Below are 17,389 nucleotides of genomic sequence, written 5' to 3'. Positions count from 1 at the left end.
TTCACGTTACTAAGAACTATTTTGCAGATAATTTTTCCGCTCAATTAGGCACAAAAAAAGCCTAGTCGTGACTAAGCTTTCACCATATAAACAATCTATTCGCCTCTAATCTCTAACAGCTTTTGCTTTAACTCTGTTTCCATAGAAGCTAGTTCGTGCTCTGCTTGACGACGCTTCATACGGCCTTCCTCTTGAATCTTCAGTGTTTCTTCCAACGTAGAAATTAAACTTGCCTGCGTTTTCTTTAACGTTTCAATATCGACAAGACCTCTTTCATTTTCTCTTGCCGTTTCAATCGTATTTGTTTTTAATAGTTCTGCATTTTTCAAAAGCAAGTCATTCGTTGTTTTGGAAACTTGCTTCTGAGCTTCAAGTGCATGGCGCTGCCTAACAAGAGTAAGCGCAATAGCTACTTGATTTTTCCACAACGGAATAGCGGTCATAATAGACGATTGAATTTTCTCTACTAATGCCTGATTAGTATTCTGAATTAAGCGAATTTGAGGCGCACTTTGAATCGTAATTTCTCGACTTAATTTTAAATCATGCAAACGTTTATCAAGGCGATCTGCAAATTGAATCATATCATTGACTTCTTGAAACTTCATTTGATCATTAGATATTTGTGCCGATTGTTTCAGCTCCGGAATTGTCTTATTGTGCAATTCTTCAAGCTTAATTTCACCTGCAGCAATATATACATTCAATGCATGAAAATAATCTTTATTCGCTTCATATAATTTTTCTAAAATAGCAATATCCGATAATAAGACATTTTTACTTCGATCAAGCTTAACGCTAATTCGATCAATTTGTGCACCGGTCTTTTGATACTTAGACAGCATTTCTTGAACGGAACCTGAAACCTTGCCAAATAATTTCCCGAAAAACGATTGCTTCTCTGGCTTTAATTCATCAGGGCTCACTTCATTGAGTTTCTTCATTAAATCACTGATAATTTCGCCAACCTCGCCAATATCTTTCTTTTGAACATGATCCAGCATGGAATGTGAAAAGGTTAACAGTTTCGCTTGAGCGGGTGTTCCATATGAAATCATCGCCTGATGGTCTTTTGGATTAATTTGTTCAGCTAACTGATAAGCTTTTGCCCGATTCTCTTCTGGAATTACATCAATCAGTTTAACAGGTTTGGACTCTGCTGCCGGACTTTCCATAATGACCTTCTGCTCTCCAAATGGATCCGCCAATAAGTCATCTAGTAAATTGTCCTTTTTAGAAAGATTACTTTCACTCATTTAGATCTCCTACTTTCATCAGGTAATTCTAATTCCTTCTTCCTATTAATCGATTGCTTGGCCACGTCTAATTCAAAATGCAAATCCTCAATATCTTCAGCAAGCATATGATATAAATCTTTCTCCACCGTGTTTGTCAGCTCATCAAGCGTCTGACGTGTTTCGACTAAAGATTGATTTAATTCTTTACTTTTACTAAGCTGCCGTGATAAAAACGCATATTTCTCAGATAACTCAACGATCGAGTCTAGATGTGAAAAATAAAACGGCTCCCCCTTATAAAATCGCTTCGGTTCATGTTTTGTTAAGCTATATATTCTTTTTAGTAAACGCATGAGCTCAATTCTTTGTTTCAAGGAAGAAATATGGCGAATGGTTAAAAGCGTTTTATTAATACGAGATATTTTTTCTTTTGCCTCAGTTAAATTTCTTCTTATATATTGATATTCTTTGCGTGTTAAACCGTGCTTTCTTACAAAACGCTGTTGTAAAAAGAAAGACGTAGCTCCATACAAAATAGCTCCTCCAGCCATTGCAGCGACTGTCGATAACATAGAAGTTAAATCAAAAGCAAAGAAACTCGCAAGCCACACAAGAAACGCGCCCGGCAGTGCGATCAATAATTGAATGAAAACAGCTAAAAATCTGTTCATTATAAGGACACTCCTGACATATAAAGTGAAACTTCCATCACCGAAATATATACTTACTTCATTATACGGATGTAACAATATGAAGTTTCATTTCTTTCTACAATTTTAACGATATACGATTCTTTACATTTCTGCAAATTTTAATTAAATACGCTCTTTCTCTCGCTTTTCCTCCTCATTTAGACGTTTACCCAATCACTATGCCCATCTCTGCATACTGTATAAGGAATTTACCTAGATATCAAAAGGAGAGCTGCAAGATGAACCCATATAGTTATTATCCTGAGTATTATACGCCTTATCAACCTACAACGCATACGTCTTATCCAAATTATCCATACGCCTCGCAACCCAATATCCCACAACCAAATCCTTATGAAGCAGAACGCATGGAATCAACGATGTATGAACTAGATCAAGTTGAACCGGATATGTCTTATCCAAATTATCCATATGCCTCGCAACCCAATATTCCAGAACCAGACCTTTATGAAACAGAACGCATGGAATCAACGATGTATGAACTAGATCAAGTTGAATCGGATATATATGAATATGAAATAGATCGTCAACCACCCCAAGCTCAAGGTATCGAAAGAAGATTACGGGAATTAGAAAGAAGAGATGAACAGCAATCACGAGAAATCAATCGCTTGAACCGAGAAATTACACGTATTAATCGTGAAGTTACTCGTCTTAGCCAGAGTGATGAGCGTCAAAATCGCCGATTAAACCGATTAAATCAACGTCTACGTGCCGTTGAAAACCGCTTGAACATTCCATTTAGTGCACAAGATGGATTCTAATACTAATTAGCAGCAAAAGTTTAATCGCTTTTGCTGCTGTTTTATTCCATAGTTAAGTAGCACTTTCCTTTAACTGCGATAGAAGCGTATATAATTCTTCATCCGTTAGATCTCGCCATTCCCCTTCTTCTATGCCTTCTATATGAATGTTCATAATTCTAATCCGCTCAAGACGAACCACTTTATAACCAAGTGCTTTACTCATTCGTCTAATTTGTCGATTTAATCCTTGTGTTAAAATAATCCGAAATTGATAATCATTTATCCGAAAAACCTGACATGGCTTTGTCTTTGTTCTAAGAATCTCTACTCCATTAGACATATCTTGAATAAACTCTTCCGTAACCGGCTTATCTACTGTTACTACATATTCCTTCTCATGCCCATTCTCTGAACGCATTATCCTATTAACGATGTCCCCATCATTGGTTAATAAAATCAACCCTTCAGATACTTTATCTAATCTGCCAATCGGAAAGATACGCGAAGGATAATTTACAAAATCCATGATGTTGCCTTCTACATGTTTGGCTGCCGTACATGTAATTCCAACCGGTTTATTTAGAGCAATATAGACTGGTTCGGCTTTCTTAGGGATACTTTTTCCATCAATAAAAACAACATCACCAGGACTAACCGTCACTCCGGGTTCACAAATCACACCATTAATCGTAATTCTCTTCGCTTCAATCAAACGATCTGTTTCCCGCCTTGAACAGTAGCCTGTCTCGCTAATATACTTATTGATTCTCATCTGTTTTCACTTCCATTATAAATACTACAGCGACAATAAACTTCTTTCATACAACAAGCTTGTTATTAAGACGCTATCGCTTTTTACCCCGCACTTAACGGGCAGTAAGCCCCCCACTGATGGAAGTTTCACTTTATCTACATGATTATTAAACATAGATCCTGCAAAAAAGAAGTGGTGACTCCCATTCTCTCTTGAGTCACCTACTTTTCTATAAATATTTACTATCCATATAAGTCTAAATGCTTTACTATTCTCTCTTTAATTTTCTTTCTTCTAACGTACCAAATACATACGCCATACCATCTTTCGTCACAATCCAATCTCTTCCCATTTTCTTAATGGTCCCTTTAGGAAATTGATCTATCCTTTTTCTTAACGTGGAGCTATCTATTCCCCATAATTTACAGGCATCCGCTGAGCCCATAATCGGCAGCTTATCTAAATCGGGTTTTGCTAAACTAATTTTTCCCATCTGTTATCACCTAATTAATGTTGTCTTACTCTCCAGAAGCTTCATAAGCAGCTCCTCGGTAAAAGCCACCCCTCGTCCGTTTAACCACATTACCTTCGGAGCGTTGGGCATCGTCTCAAATATTTCTCCATGTAACGGACTATAGCCAATATCGGCTTCTTTCATCATCAAATAATCCATGAAAGAGTCGCCTGCCGCAACATGTACATCATAATCATCGATATACTCTTTTACTCTTTGAACAGCAAAGGCCTTATCTACTTGTTGAGGAAGGATGTATAACTTTCTTCCATGTAAAAATGTTCTCCAGCCTATCTTCTGTAATTCTACTTCAAAAGCCGCTAGCTCATCGTACGGAACTGCTTCTTTAACAATCTGAAATACATAGAAAAGGTCGTCGACATACGACTCTCGCAGCACCCATGATTCATGCCTAATGGCAGCAAAGGCTTGCAGCATATCTTCCTTTGGCAAAGAAGTCCTCACAATTCTTGCATGGAGCTCTTGATGCCAATCTTGATCAACGACTCCGTCTATAAGGATTGTACCACCATTACTTGTTACTGCAAATGGGGGCTTAATGTCGTTCTGAAAAAGATGAATTCTTTTATACAGATGCAAGGCTCTTGTTGTAACCGGAACAAACAAATGATTCTCATGAAATGTGTTCAATAGTTTAATAGATTGATAAGACATAAAAGTAATAGAACGCTCATCCATCATTTCTACACAAGCCGTTTCGCTTTCTATAGGATACTCAGTCATCATTCTTTCAGAATAGATTAACGTTCGATCTAAATCAGAAGTAAATAGTATCATCCGATATCTCCTTATAATTCTTTAATAATGCCACAGCAAGAATATGACATGTCTGCAAATTCTTCTACTTGAACATTTTTATCTTTGGCTAACAATAAAATATGCGTTAAATCATTCGAATAATAAGGGTTGATAAGAATTTTCCAAGGCACTCTCCGAAGCAGCACCCTTGTCGTTTCTCCTACCCCCGGCTTTACGAAATTCGAATTCTTGATAGAGAATATTTCTTGAATACGTTCCACAGACTGAGCACCTTTCCAAGATGGTGTTTGGTCTTCATTCGCTAATTCTACTAACCTTTGTTGAATATCTTCTATTACATGAGCAAATTCCGCAGCAATACAATCTACATATAAGTTGGACACATCCACATCTTTCAGTTCTTGATAAAACTTCGCTCCATGAAAATCTCCTTTTTCCATAAACGATTCATTCCATACCGTTCGGCTGACAAGTCCTGATACAGTAGAATTTAAACAAGCCGAAGGGATTAAGAAGTCCTCTCTTGTTCCATATATATCGACGCAATGCCCAGGATCAGCCAACACAGCAAGACTAGCATTCAATTGGTTCGAATGTGCAGCATTATACTTCTGACATGCACCCTTCAATTCTTTTGTAATGGCCCCTTTTCCCGTCCAGCCATCTATAAATTGAATATCAGCTGCTGCATGATGAGCAAATATATAATCAATCGCTGTCTCATCAATCCCTCTCCCTCTAATAATCGAAATCGAGTAATGAGGAATCTCTACTTGATGGATAGCTTTGAAATAGCGTTTCACTAATACGCCAATAGGTGTCCCTGCTCGTGCTAAACTGACTAAAACTAGATTGTTCAATCCACGTTTTTCTTTAATTTGTTCCGCTACAACTCCAATGGCTATCGCAATCCGTTTCGAATAGTGATTCAATGTACGATGGAATAAGGAAATATACTGCTCATCCGGCTGGTACTCCATTGGCAGCATTTCAGAATAATGGGTGCCGGATTGAATAAGCGCCTCCCGTTCTTCTGTTTTTATCTCTAACTGATACTTACTAATATCTCGCAATAAAAAAACAACATCGTCTACACTATAGCTCCCTATTCGATCCGGTCGAGCTCCCGCTTGTACCATTCGCTTCCCTCCTTAAGCAATTACGAGCAGATGTGTGTCATCATCACCACTGTAATCGTAGTAATATTCGTTCGTTTAAGCTCTTCTACCAAGCTTCGTATATCGTCTTCGGAATGCATGCGTTCGACTAAAATGATGAGCTCATCATATTGATTTTGTTTAATATTGTATAGAAAATTCGTTGTTCCTGTATTTTCTGGACTATCAAATGTGAATTTCTGTTGAATAGTATATGATTCTATATCCCTCTGATAAATCGGACTGCGGGTTGTAGATTGAAAAAATACATCTTCCCCTAACTGAGCAGCTATTTTCATAGGAACATACATAAATTCTCCCGTGCCAATGACTAACGTGCGGCTCCCTTTCCGCTGTTTTTTCACGTATTCTGCAACGGCTTTTAACTCGTTTGAATAGAGAGATTCCTCCGTTCTCGTCAATCCGAATCTTCCTGTCGCCAATAAATAAGGGGAACGATTAACTGTTCCATCAGTGGAAATAGATGTTATTCCTTTTATCTCACTCGTTTTTACATCGTTATCAGAAGAGAGGAAGGAAGTGGTTGGTTCAAGATATGAAGAATGAATGGACTGATTCTCTTTACTTAAAACCGGTTCTCCAGAGACTGTAATCATTCCATCTAATAAAGCCACAGTATGAATCGTAATATTCAACTCTTCTTCTAATTGCTCATATCTTTCTCGATGCTCCTGTGATCTCCAATCTAAAATAGACACAACAGTAAATCGTGTTTTCTGAGGATACTGCTCCTTCATTGTTCGAATAATGTTAATGGCTGTTTTTCCTGTCGTAATTTCATCATCAACGAGCACGACTTCACTATCATCATCAAAAAAGGCGGAATCCGAGGCATACACTCTATGACTCGTTGCATGTGAATGTTCTTCCTCAAAATTAATAACAGACGTTAATTCTTGGATCTGTTCTCTTGTCGTATGAATATACTTTGCCTGTTCTCCAAATGCGCTAAATACCGCATGACCTAAAGCTGTTGCAGTTTCAGCAAATCCCATCACAGTAAGCGGTTGATCTAACAAAATAGGCTGACGTTCAATATCTGCTAGTACTTCTGAAAGACGGCTTTTGGTCTGCAGAGCATGAACAACTGATTGCATACGCGGATCCTTCACTCCCTGTACAAGTTCTACATAGCGCATTGCAAGCAGCTTCCCTACCACTAATGGAATATTAGGATCCACCGCTAAATGTTTACCTAATACTTTGCTAACAAATAGAAAGCTTCTCCGTTTATTAATCCGCGTTGCCATTTGAAACAATTGAGATAATTCAAATTGATATGGATTTTGCAACACATTCACTTCAACCGTTAAACCATCCATAATATGATATATTTCTTTAGAAGCGATCGTTTCTACCATTTCTTTGCTCCTTCATTAAATTGTTTTTCTTCTGCCATTAAATAAGTAAACGTTTGGCCTTTGTTATATACACCAAATACTTTTGCTTGTAGCAAAATTCGTTTCGCCCAAGAAAAGTGCGGTTTCATTTCATTCATTTTATTAGCGTACTCACTTTTCACGACTCCTACTTGACCATCGTTATAATCTAGTATGCTGGTTGCATCAAGATAATCCTCATGACTAACAACATATAATGAATGAACTGGCTTAATATGTGTCGGATGAATGACCGTTTTACCAACAAAACCATTTAATTGATCCAGCATCACTTCATTCATTAAGCCATCTAGATACGGATTACTGCTTTGATTATTAGAAAAGAACTCCCACACTGGGCCTGAAAGCATGAATCCACTGCCATTTCGATTAAATAGATTCATAATATCTGTTAAACAATCGCGAATGACTAGAACATCATAAATGCTTGTATTTACCTTTCTTCTAATACCGTATAATCCACAAAAATCTGTGGCTCCAATTCGAATATTTAATATATAAGCTTGATAAGCTTCTAATAGCTCTTTAATTTTGTTTAGCGTTGGGATTCTTGTTTCTTTATACACAATGTCTGCTGTCTCTAACACTGGCATACCATATAAAACCATATCTTCTGAATTATTATTCTTTAAAATCTCTAAATAGTCTTTCCCTGCTTCATACGAAAACTTTGGAAATACATATCCAGTCAATACACGCTGAAGCCGTCCTAATTGTTGCGTAACCCTGTTCATTTGCTGCGGGCTTCTTACTCGAATAAAAATAAGAGGCAACTCTTCTACTAATACTTTTTGTTCTTCTACAGCTCGATTAATGCTTGAAATATGCTGAATAAGCATTTGCTCCGCTTCCTCTAGTCGACTATCACCAACAGCATCTTCTAAATCAATGACGACAGAAGTAAGCTCTCTATACTTCTTTGTCACTAGCTCATCTGCAATGCTCTCTCTAAGAGCTGGCATATACAAAGTAGCACCTAGCGCATAGGCTAGCGTTTCCCGTTCTGTATATTTAGTAAAGGGCTCCGGTTCTTTATAGAAGATTTCTATTTTTCTTTTGGCCGATTCAACCTCAAAATGTTTCACAACGAAATCTACTTCCTTCCTATATAAAAGGATGGCTACTGCTGAAACAGTAGCCATCTAGAAATATTGATCCCATACTTAACAGGCAGTAATTACCCATTAATGGAAGTTTTCCTTTATTCTTCTTTTGAAACAGCCGTTTCTTCTTTTATTACTCCTGCATTTTTTTTATGAATGATAATCGTAATAGCAAATGCTAGAACAATAATGGCAAAAAACACTTCATGCGGCAAATGGAAGCCAAACACGCTTGCCATCATTTTAGCAGCAATAATTCCAATCAAAATGAATGCCGTGTTCTCCAGCTCAGGAATTTTATCAATTAATAGTAAGAAGAATCTAGCTACTGTACGCATTAATAAAATACCAATCATTCCACCGAGAAGAAGAACCCATACTTGATCCGAAATAGCAAATGCAGCTAGAATGGAGTCCGCTGAGAAAGCAATATCCATCATTTCCACCATAATAACTGTCGCCCAAAATACGCCGAACGTACGAACTAACCAGCTATTTTTATTAAACTCTTTTGCCTCTCCATCATCATTTCCTTTTTTGCGGAAGTGACTATAACAAATCCAACCTAAATATGCAGCACCTAGTACTTTAATGAACCAAAACTTGACAAGATATACGCCGATACCGATGAATAAGAATCTGAAGACATACGCACCAAGTAATCCATACATCAATGCTTTTTTTCTTTGTTTTTCAGGAAGATGTTTGACCATAACCGCTAGTACAAGGGCATTATCAGCAGAAAGTAACCCTTCCATAATAATCAATGTCCCAATTAATCCCCATGCAACAGGATCAGTTAAAACATCTGCCCACATTCCCCAATCAAAAAACAAAGCATACGTGCTTAAAATCTGATTAATAATGTCCAAAGGAAATAACCTCCGTAAAAAATGAAATGGGATTACTCCCTATATAAATAAGAATACTTATGCATCTAATCCGTATGCATTTACTAATGCTTGCAGTCCGCCTTGGTAGCCCGCGCCAACTGCACTGAACTTCCACTCACCTTTGTTTCTATAAATCTCACAAAATACAACAGCTGTTTCAATGCTAAAATCTTCGCCTAAATCGAAGCGAAGCACTTCCTCGTTTGTGTCTTCATTCACAAGTCTAACAAATGCATTAGACACTTGCCCAAAGTTTTGCGAACGAACCTCTGCCTCATGAATCGTAACCGCAATCGCTACTTTCTCTACATCATTCGGTACTTTCGCCAAATCAATCTTCAGCTGCTCGTCGTCTCCATCGCCTTCACCTGTTCTATTATCACCTGTATGAATGACAGAACCATCCGAACTTTGTAAATTGTTGTAGAAAATAAAGTCATATTCATTGCGGCACTTTCCTGCTGCATTTAATAAAAAAGCCGAAGCATCAAGGTCGTATGCTTGACCTCCATCAAACTGTTTAACATCCCAGCCTAAGCCAATCACGATATTTTGTAATGTTGGATCGTTTTTTGTTAAATCAATTCGCTGGCCTTTACTTAACTGAATAGCCATGATTTATACTCCCCTATCCTGATAATATAGTTTTGAAAAATCATAACTAAGGAACAATGAGTGCGATGCTCATTGTTCCTCCATTCATTACCCTACCTGTAATCCAAAATCATTACATAGAGAAGCTAAACCGCCTTGGTAGCCTGAGCCAATTGCATTGAATTTCCACTCGCCGTTATGACGGTATAATTCTCCGACAACGATAGCTGTTTCAATGCTGAAGTCTTCTCCAAGATCATAGCGAATAAGTTCTTCATTTGTATCTTCATTTACAATACGAATGAACGCATTTGATACCATACCGAAGTTTTGATTACGAGCTTCTGCATCATGAATCGTAACAGTAAAAGCAATTTTCTCGATATGAGCTGGAACATCTTTAATCGCTACCTTCACTTGCTCATCGTCACCTTCACCTGCTCCAGTTAAGTTATCTCCCGCATGAACAACGGATCCATTTCCGCCTGTTGTATTATTATAGAATACAAAGTCTTCTGGGCCTTTTACTTTACCAGTTGCATCCAATAAGAAGATAGAAGTATCTAAATCGAAATCTTGTCCACCATCATATTTATTTGTATCCCAACCTAAACCAACTAGAACTTTAGAAATACCAGGGTTTGATTTTGTTAAATCAACTTTTTGACCTTTTTGTAAAGAAACTACTGCCATATTAAATGACCTCCTAAATGTTAATAATATTGAAAGACAATTTTATTCTACCCTTAAGCTGTAATAGATTTATGTAATCAAGTATATCGCGCGACAACTTCTGACAGATTACGGTCCTTTGTCCCGTCACCAATCGCATTAAACTTCCATTCACCGTTATGGCGATAAATTTCACCCGTCACTAAAGTCGTTAACCCGCCGTAGCTATCCGTTAAGTTAAAGCGAGTTAATTCCTGTTTCGTTTGTGGATTAACAATGCGAATAAAAGCGTTTTGAATCATGCCAAAATCTTGTTTTCTTCCTTCGCAATCATAAATATTCACGACAAAAACAAGCTTATTATAGCGATCTGGAACAGATTTCAAGTCAATCATAATAACTTCATCATCTCCGCTGCCGTCGCCTGTAAGATTATCTCCAGAATGACGAACAGAGCCGCAGCTGCTTGTTTTATTCCCGAAATAAACCAAATCTCCTTTATTTACGATTCGATCATTTTGCAGCAAAATAACAGACGCGTCACAATCGATATTCACTGTTTTTGCACCGCCTCCAAAAAGCCCGCCAAACAGACCTCCACCTTTAGGAGAAGATTGATTCACAGGGTCCCAGCCTAAACCAACCATAATTTGATTTAAACCAGCATTTCCTTTAGTTAAATCAATACGTTGACCTTTTTGTAGATTAATACTCACTAGCCACTCAACTCCTTACATATTTAGGATGCGCAACCATTCACGCTAGCGTGAACTCGGAACAATCATAACATCCAATTCATAGGCCTGCAACGAAAAGTACTTATAAAAGTACATTTTCAAAAGTACTTTTCCGCTCTGTTATTTTCCAATTTATTAACCTATTTCATCGAAAAATTCATGCTGCCTTGCATCTTCATAACTATATACGGAGGTGAAAAAAAAAGGTTTCAAAAACTTTTCTTTTTTTATGAAAGGTTTGGCTCAACAACGTCCTATAACGGAGCCTTATAAAAAAAGCACCTCGCAATGAAAGAGTTTTGACACAATCAAAACTTTCCCATTGCGAGGTGCTTATATTCCTTGTGCTATACGATACTCTACCTTTAACTCGACTCACCATTTCTAGGAATCGGAATTCTAAGTGTAACCGTTGTTTCATTCATACTAGATTGAATAGAAATATCCCCACGATATTCCGTTACTAATTCTTTCACGATAAATAATCCTTGCCCTCTTACTTTTCCCTCTTGTACCTTTTTCGTCGAAAAACCGCTTTTAAAGATCTTCTCTCGATTTTTATCCGTAATCATCGGCCCTGTGTTACTTACTTCAAATACATATTTAGAGTCGCATACTCTACACGCAACATGCATAAATCGTTCATTCTCAGGAAGCTCATTTGTTGCTTCAATCGCATTATCAATCACATTGGATAATAGTTTAATTAAATCCGTTGTCTTAATCCTATCAAATGAGTCATCTGCTATCTCAAATTCCGTCTCAATATTATAATTTTGAGCAGCTAGTCTTTTCACTTCCAAAAGCACAGATAATCCAGGATTATTCACATTTAGGTTCATAGAAGTAATCGAGTGAATTTCTTTAGAAAGAGCACTTATATAGTCTAATGCCTTTTCAGATTCTCCTAACTTAAGAAGGCCATGGATAACTTGAACATGGTTGGAAAAATCATGCCGTAAAGAACGTACAGAAGCAAGTAATGATTGAAATTCCCAATGATACGTCTCCTCTGTATCTCCTACTTTTGTTTGTAATTCATTTTGATACCATCGATGCATAATTAAAAACGCGATGAGCAGTATAACGACAAACAATCCATTAAAAACGAAGACTGACATGCTGCTTTTTACAACCTTACCACTAATATTATTGATTTCTTCTGCACTAATATCGATGGCTAAGTAACCAATAATTTTATCTTTGTCATCCTTTATTGGAGCTCCAACCGTTAAATACTCCCCATATTCGGGATCTTCTAAAATGCTCGTATAAAACGTACGTCCTTCATAAGCCATTTTAACCTGCTTTTCCGGGACCGTGCACACTCCCCCAATCGGAAACTCTATGTTATTAGGCATCGCTGCAATCATAACTCTAGATATTTTAGGATTATCAATATCAAGTGTATATACATGCAAAGCTCCCGTTTTCTTTCTGGCATCCTCTAAATAATGTTTGATTTCCGAATACTCCTGTTTTTTTACCGGATTTTCAAGAAAACGCTTATATGTATCTACATCCAAATGATCGGCTATAGACTTCGCGACTTCCAGCATTTGGTTAGCACTGGATTTTTCAGCTGACTTTTTAATACTTAATATCGAAGTAAACATATTCAGCATGATGAATAATAACAATAAAAGGATAGAATATACAATTATCGATTTTAGTTTTGCACTTTTCATAGAAATAGTTCTACCTCATCTCTATCAACCATCTGATAGTTAACCTTACCTTTTTATTCAGTTTACTATATTTAAGAATACAGCAACATATTTTTCCGGAAAAATGCCGCTGCTACATCAATCACTTTTCTAATAAAACTTTCCTGTCTATTATAATAGTTTATTTCAGATAAGTATATATCCTACTTATCCTATATGTAAAATAAATTTTTGCCAAAAAACAGACCCCTAATGATTAACAGATGTCAAACTATCAATCATTAGAGGCTCATTCAAGCATCATTTATATCTCTCATTCAAATCTTGCATCTCTTTTACATCAACTCGATAAGAATAATCTTCTATTCGAATAAATTCATTAGCTGCATGTGTCGCGCGTATACCATGGTAACTAATATCCAATCCTACCTCTTCCTCTTCATCTGTAGAGCGAATTGGAATCCAAATATTAATGGTTTTAAAAGCAATCCATGTTAATAAAAATCCCCAGGTACACAACACTGTTAATCCTAGAATTTGAACCCCTAACAAGTGCCAACTACCATCTGTAAAAAGGCCACCTTCAGTAGCAAATAAACCTACCGCTATCGTACCCCAAATCCCTGATACTGCATGTACAGGAAATGCACCTACAGGGTCATCAATTCTTCTTGCTTCTAACCAATTCGTTGCAGCCATCATAAATAACCCCGAAACAGTACCGATGATAATAGCTGCATAATCATTTACAAAGGCACATCCAGCCGTTATCCCAACCAAACCGGCTAAAGAACCGTTAATAACAGATGGTGCATCTGAACGTCCATAACGAAATAATGTATAAAGAAGAGTGACAGCTCCTCCTGATGCAGCAGAAAGCATCGTCACAATAGCAATATGCCCAATACGTGCATCCGTAGCTTGTAATGTACTTCCAGCATTAAAACCAAACCACCCGAACCATAATAAAAATGCGCCGACCGATACTAACGGTAGATTACTAGGTAAAGCAATAGAACTAGAACCGAATTCAGAGAATTTTCCTTTTCGCGGACCGATTAGGATTGCTGCTGCCAATGCAGCAAAACCACCTAGCGCATGGATGACCGCAGATCCGGCAAAATCCTGCATCCCTAACTCACTTAACCAACCTCCCCCCCAAACCCAATGACCAGCAATCGGATAAATAAAGGCCGTCATGAGAACGACATATAAAAGGTAGGCCCGGAAGTTAATTCTTTCTGCAACAGCTCCTGATACAATAGAAATTACCGCAATAACAAAAGCTCCCTGAAATAGCCAAAATGCATCTATTGAAATATTTAAATCTAAATGTGATAAATCTCCTTTTAATAAAAAGCCGCTCGTTCCCACAATACCTAAAAAATTAGCCCCGTACATCAAACCAAAACCAATTAAAAAATAGCAAAGTGTACCAATCGTAATATCAGCGAACACTTTCATAATAATATTCACGCTATTCTTGGATCGAACAAAACCTGCCTCTAGTAGAGCAAAGCCCCCCTCCATCAACAGAATCATCGCTGCTGTTAACACTACCCAAATTGTGTCTAAACCTGAACTCAAAGTTTCCAGTGTCATCTCTAGTTGCCCTCCGTTTCTTGCCACTTTCTTATTTCTTCTATCAAACTAGGCGATAAGACTATTTCCTGTTTATTCGGTTCTGCTTCCAATAAAGAAAGAATGCTATTTAATGTAATAATGTTCTGCTTAATCATTTCAATCTCATTAAATCGTTCTTTTACATTCACTAAGTATTCAACTGCTTGATGATGGCCAGGCGGACGTCCAGTAAAAATCTTTCGAAACGTGGATAAAGATTGATAATAAGCTTCTTCAATTCTTTTTTTCTTCTCAAACATATGGATTTTATATTTAAGCAAATCAATGTCTATTTCTTTTTTATTCTTGACCTCTTTTAAAATTCGAATTAATTCATCTGATGAAACCTCAAAAACAACAGTATTATATAGCTCATCCAAAATTAACATGATTTTGTTACATCTCCTGACATTAGATGTTATATATAATATTATATGAATAACTTTAATTTGAGTCAATGCTTTAAATATTCTGATTTTAATCTAAGCAGTTATATTATTGGAATCATTGTTAATCATTAGAAAAGCCCATCCGTTTGGATGAGCTTTTCTAGCATTGCAGGTGAATCACATATACAACCCTGCTAAGAATATGCCGAGTGATTCTTGATAAATTTCTTGAAACTGTGATAATGGAAGCGGATTCGTTCCCTGTCCTAATTCCACTGTAAACCCCGGTCTTCTCCAATCCTGGATAAACCAATCTTTATATCCAGCATAACTTTCGATTGTTTGAACAGGTTCATACCCGCTCACTCGACTAAACTCATTTACCATAACTTCCGATTCAGGAGGCTCCAAATTGTCAAACCCCCAGTAAATCACTTGGCCTTGGGTATGGAACGCTAACACTCTGCTAAAATCTCTCCTCCTGGTCAAATCCGCCATCGCAACAGCTTCCGGCTCTGTAAGTGGTCTTTCACCAGAATAATCTCTCGGTCCTGGCTTATCAGGATTACGCGCCTTTTCCAATTCCCATTTAGCCGGAAATTGGTCATTTAAATCGACACCCCGAATATTCGCTTTCCATCCTGAAAAATCCATACTCCCTCTATTCCATTGTATAACATTGCTTCTATAAGGCTCAGTAGACGGTGGACCTTGTAAAACGAGGTTTACTCCATCAGGATTGACCATCGGAACAATCGATAATGTAGATTGCTGATATAAAGGCAGCATCTGTACACCACGAATCGTATTCATATTCGTTAACGCCAGCAAATAATCATTAATAAAAGTCATAATAACCGGTGTTGTAATCCATTCATTGGCATGAAACGCCCCATTATAATGCACTCGCTTATTGCCTTTTCCGATTAAAATTTCAGAGATATTTCTACCAAGTACCGAATTCCCAATGGGGGATGTTTGAATAAACGGATAAACGCTGGATAATCTCCTTATATCATCCCTCAATGTTTCATAAGAATAGCTTTGCTCTCCTCGCACAAGTCTCCAGGTAATACGCAGCGGAACCTTAATGATCTGACCGATGTTCAGCGCATTCGGATTAATAGACGGGTTCACAAGGTATAGGGCATCTAATGGAAGATTTCGGTTCGTTGCAATACTCCATAAAGAATCGCCTTGCTTTATCCGATAATTTATCGCAGTAAAGCCTGGAATCTTCACTCGTTGACCAATCGAAAGCATATTAGCTTGCGTTCCATTGGAGTCTTGAATAAGACGAATAGGTATTTTGAACAATTGACTGTAATACCATAAGGAGTCACCCCGCCTTACAAAAACGTCCATATTGTACCTCCCGGTGTTCGTATTTTCCTCGAAGGTTCGCATCTATTTCAATATATGCCTAATTTCACTACACATGTCGGAATTGCTATGAGTACATACTTAATCTACATTCCCTCGGCTCTGCTTAGACATCATAAAGCTCCGTACTATCGCTAGCTTCACCCCTTACTGACTGCTTCTCGTACTTCTCATCAAATTCTAATAATTATCTCATATTCACTTAATAATTCTTGTCTATGATAGAACCATCAAATAGAAAAAGGAGAGTTAAGCATGAAAAATAAATGGAAGAAAATCCTCATTGGAACAGCTCTAATGGCTGGAGTGGGCGTAGCAGGAGGAGTAGCAGGAGTAGAATCAGCTAAGGAACAAACAGTATCTTCACAAGACTTCTTCGCCAATGTTCAATCTGTGGATGAAACAGGCAATTTAGTTAAAGTAAATGAAAATCAAGTCAATGTTCACAAAACAATCGAAGCCATTGCGAATGAAAGCACAACAATCGATGAGGTACAAATTCAACAAGTGTCCTCTAACACTCGTGAAGTCCAAGGGAAGGTTGTTTCTTATAACAAAAATAGCATTAAAGTATCCTTTCCTTTCGGGGGAACTGCCACATACAAAATTAATAAAAACACAGAAATTGATGATGATTCAATTCGATTAAAAAAAGGCGTTCTCGTTGAGATGGAAGTATCGAACAAAACCGCTCGCGAAATCGAAACAGAACGAACGATTGAATATTCCGCTACCATTGTTTCCGATAGCAAACAGAAAATGACCGTCCATTTTAAAGGAAAAAAGAAAACATTCCAAAAGACAAGTGGATACGTGTTAGATCGTGATGGCTATCGCGGCAGTTTAAAAGGGGTTCCAGTGGAGCTTAAATTGAATAGTAGCTTCAAGCTAGTTAAGGCCGAAATCGAGGATGATTTCGATGATTATGATGACGATGATCGTTTTGATTAATATCATTAACAGCATTATTATTGACAGATTAAAAGTACGGGATATTCTAGGTTC

At 37.4% G+C, this 17,389-nt stretch carries 18 protein-coding genes; 2 read left to right on the top strand and 16 right to left on the bottom strand.

Annotated elements, in window-relative coordinates; genetic code table 11:
* Positions 1-95 precede the first annotated feature (95 nt).
* Both BAOM_RS03455 and BAOM_RS03450 read right to left on the bottom strand, forming a co-directional pair.
* Positions 96-1,256 carry a toxic anion resistance protein gene (locus BAOM_RS03455; protein WP_127759070.1) on the bottom strand — a complete coding sequence of 387 codons (1,161 nt, stop codon included), beginning with the start codon at positions 1,254-1,256 and terminating at the stop codon, positions 96-98.
* Positions 1,253-1,909: a 5-bromo-4-chloroindolyl phosphate hydrolysis family protein gene (locus tag BAOM_RS03450; RefSeq protein WP_127759069.1), complete on the bottom strand. Its 657-nt coding sequence runs from the start codon at positions 1,907-1,909 to the stop codon at positions 1,253-1,255. The genes BAOM_RS03455 and BAOM_RS03450 overlap by 4 nt, the downstream gene beginning before the upstream one ends.
* Positions 1,910-2,340: 431 nt before the next feature.
* Here BAOM_RS03450 and BAOM_RS03445 point away from each other — a divergent pair, with 431 nt between their 5' ends.
* Positions 2,341-2,715 carry a hypothetical protein gene (locus BAOM_RS03445; RefSeq protein ID WP_127762428.1) on the top strand — a complete coding sequence of 125 codons (375 nt, stop codon included), beginning with the start codon at positions 2,341-2,343 and terminating at the stop codon, positions 2,713-2,715.
* Between the two features lie 52 nt (positions 2,716-2,767).
* Here the strand turns inward: BAOM_RS03445 and BAOM_RS03440 are convergent, their stop codons facing one another.
* The 14 genes from BAOM_RS03440 to BAOM_RS03375 form a co-directional block, all read right to left on the bottom strand.
* The gene (locus BAOM_RS03440) at positions 2,768-3,469 is read right to left on the bottom strand and encodes a pseudouridine synthase (RefSeq protein ID WP_127759068.1); all 702 of its coding nucleotides are present in this window, start codon (positions 3,467-3,469) and stop codon (positions 2,768-2,770) included.
* A gap of 250 nt (positions 3,470-3,719) precedes the next feature.
* Positions 3,720-3,944 (bottom strand): helix-turn-helix domain-containing protein, encoded by a 225-nt coding sequence (locus BAOM_RS03435; protein WP_127759067.1) that lies wholly within the window; start codon positions 3,942-3,944, stop codon positions 3,720-3,722.
* 6 nt (positions 3,945-3,950) lie between these two features.
* On the bottom strand, positions 3,951-4,763 hold the full coding sequence (locus BAOM_RS03430) for an HAD family hydrolase (protein WP_127759066.1): 813 nt from the start codon (positions 4,761-4,763) through the stop codon (positions 3,951-3,953).
* 11 nt (positions 4,764-4,774) lie between these two features.
* Positions 4,775-5,884, bottom strand: coding sequence for a cysteine protease StiP family protein (locus tag BAOM_RS03425; RefSeq protein WP_127759065.1), 1,110 nt, complete (start codon positions 5,882-5,884; stop codon positions 4,775-4,777).
* Positions 5,885-5,904: 20 nt separating this feature from the next.
* Positions 5,905-7,284, bottom strand: coding sequence for a phosphoribosyltransferase family protein (locus BAOM_RS03420; RefSeq protein ID WP_127759064.1), 1,380 nt, complete (start codon positions 7,282-7,284; stop codon positions 5,905-5,907).
* Positions 7,278-8,465 (bottom strand): HpcH/HpaI aldolase/citrate lyase family protein, encoded by a 1,188-nt coding sequence (locus BAOM_RS03415; RefSeq protein WP_127759063.1) that lies wholly within the window; start codon positions 8,463-8,465, stop codon positions 7,278-7,280. The genes BAOM_RS03420 and BAOM_RS03415 overlap by 7 nt, the downstream gene beginning before the upstream one ends.
* A gap of 59 nt (positions 8,466-8,524) precedes the next feature.
* Positions 8,525-9,298, bottom strand: a complete 774-nt coding sequence (locus BAOM_RS03410) for a TerC family protein (protein ID WP_127759062.1) — start codon at positions 9,296-9,298, stop codon at positions 8,525-8,527.
* Positions 9,299-9,355: 57 nt separating this feature from the next.
* Positions 9,356-9,934 carry a TerD family protein gene (locus BAOM_RS03405; protein WP_127759061.1) on the bottom strand — a complete coding sequence of 193 codons (579 nt, stop codon included), beginning with the start codon at positions 9,932-9,934 and terminating at the stop codon, positions 9,356-9,358.
* Between the two features lie 87 nt (positions 9,935-10,021).
* Positions 10,022-10,606, bottom strand: coding sequence for a TerD family protein (locus tag BAOM_RS03400; protein ID WP_127759060.1), 585 nt, complete (start codon positions 10,604-10,606; stop codon positions 10,022-10,024).
* 77 nt (positions 10,607-10,683) lie between these two features.
* Entirely contained in the window at positions 10,684-11,301 is a 618-nt protein-coding gene (locus BAOM_RS03395) for a TerD family protein (RefSeq protein WP_127759059.1), read from the bottom strand.
* Between the two features lie 386 nt (positions 11,302-11,687).
* A complete protein-coding gene (locus BAOM_RS03390; RefSeq protein WP_127759058.1) occupies positions 11,688-13,010 on the bottom strand; it encodes an ATP-binding protein in 1,323 nt (440 codons plus the stop codon).
* 279 nt (positions 13,011-13,289) lie between these two features.
* Positions 13,290-14,591, bottom strand: coding sequence for an ammonium transporter (locus BAOM_RS03385; RefSeq protein ID WP_127759057.1), 1,302 nt, complete (start codon positions 14,589-14,591; stop codon positions 13,290-13,292).
* 2 nt (positions 14,592-14,593) lie between these two features.
* Positions 14,594-15,001, bottom strand: a complete 408-nt coding sequence (locus tag BAOM_RS03380; RefSeq protein ID WP_127759056.1) for a hypothetical protein — start codon at positions 14,999-15,001, stop codon at positions 14,594-14,596.
* A gap of 177 nt (positions 15,002-15,178) precedes the next feature.
* On the bottom strand, positions 15,179-16,366 hold the full coding sequence (locus BAOM_RS03375) for a M14 family metallopeptidase (protein WP_127759055.1): 1,188 nt from the start codon (positions 16,364-16,366) through the stop codon (positions 15,179-15,181).
* Between the two features lie 273 nt (positions 16,367-16,639).
* On the opposite strand from BAOM_RS03375, the gene BAOM_RS03370 reads away from it, so the two are divergent.
* Positions 16,640-17,335 carry a hypothetical protein gene (locus tag BAOM_RS03370; protein ID WP_127759054.1) on the top strand — a complete coding sequence of 232 codons (696 nt, stop codon included), beginning with the start codon at positions 16,640-16,642 and terminating at the stop codon, positions 17,333-17,335.
* Positions 17,336-17,389 lie beyond the last annotated feature (54 nt).

It is taken from the genome of Peribacillus asahii, from assembly GCF_004006295.1.
GTDB classification, from domain to species: domain Bacteria; phylum Bacillota; class Bacilli; order Bacillales; family DSM-1321; genus Peribacillus; species Peribacillus asahii_A.
This window is presented reverse-complemented; position numbering and strand designations above follow the sequence as displayed.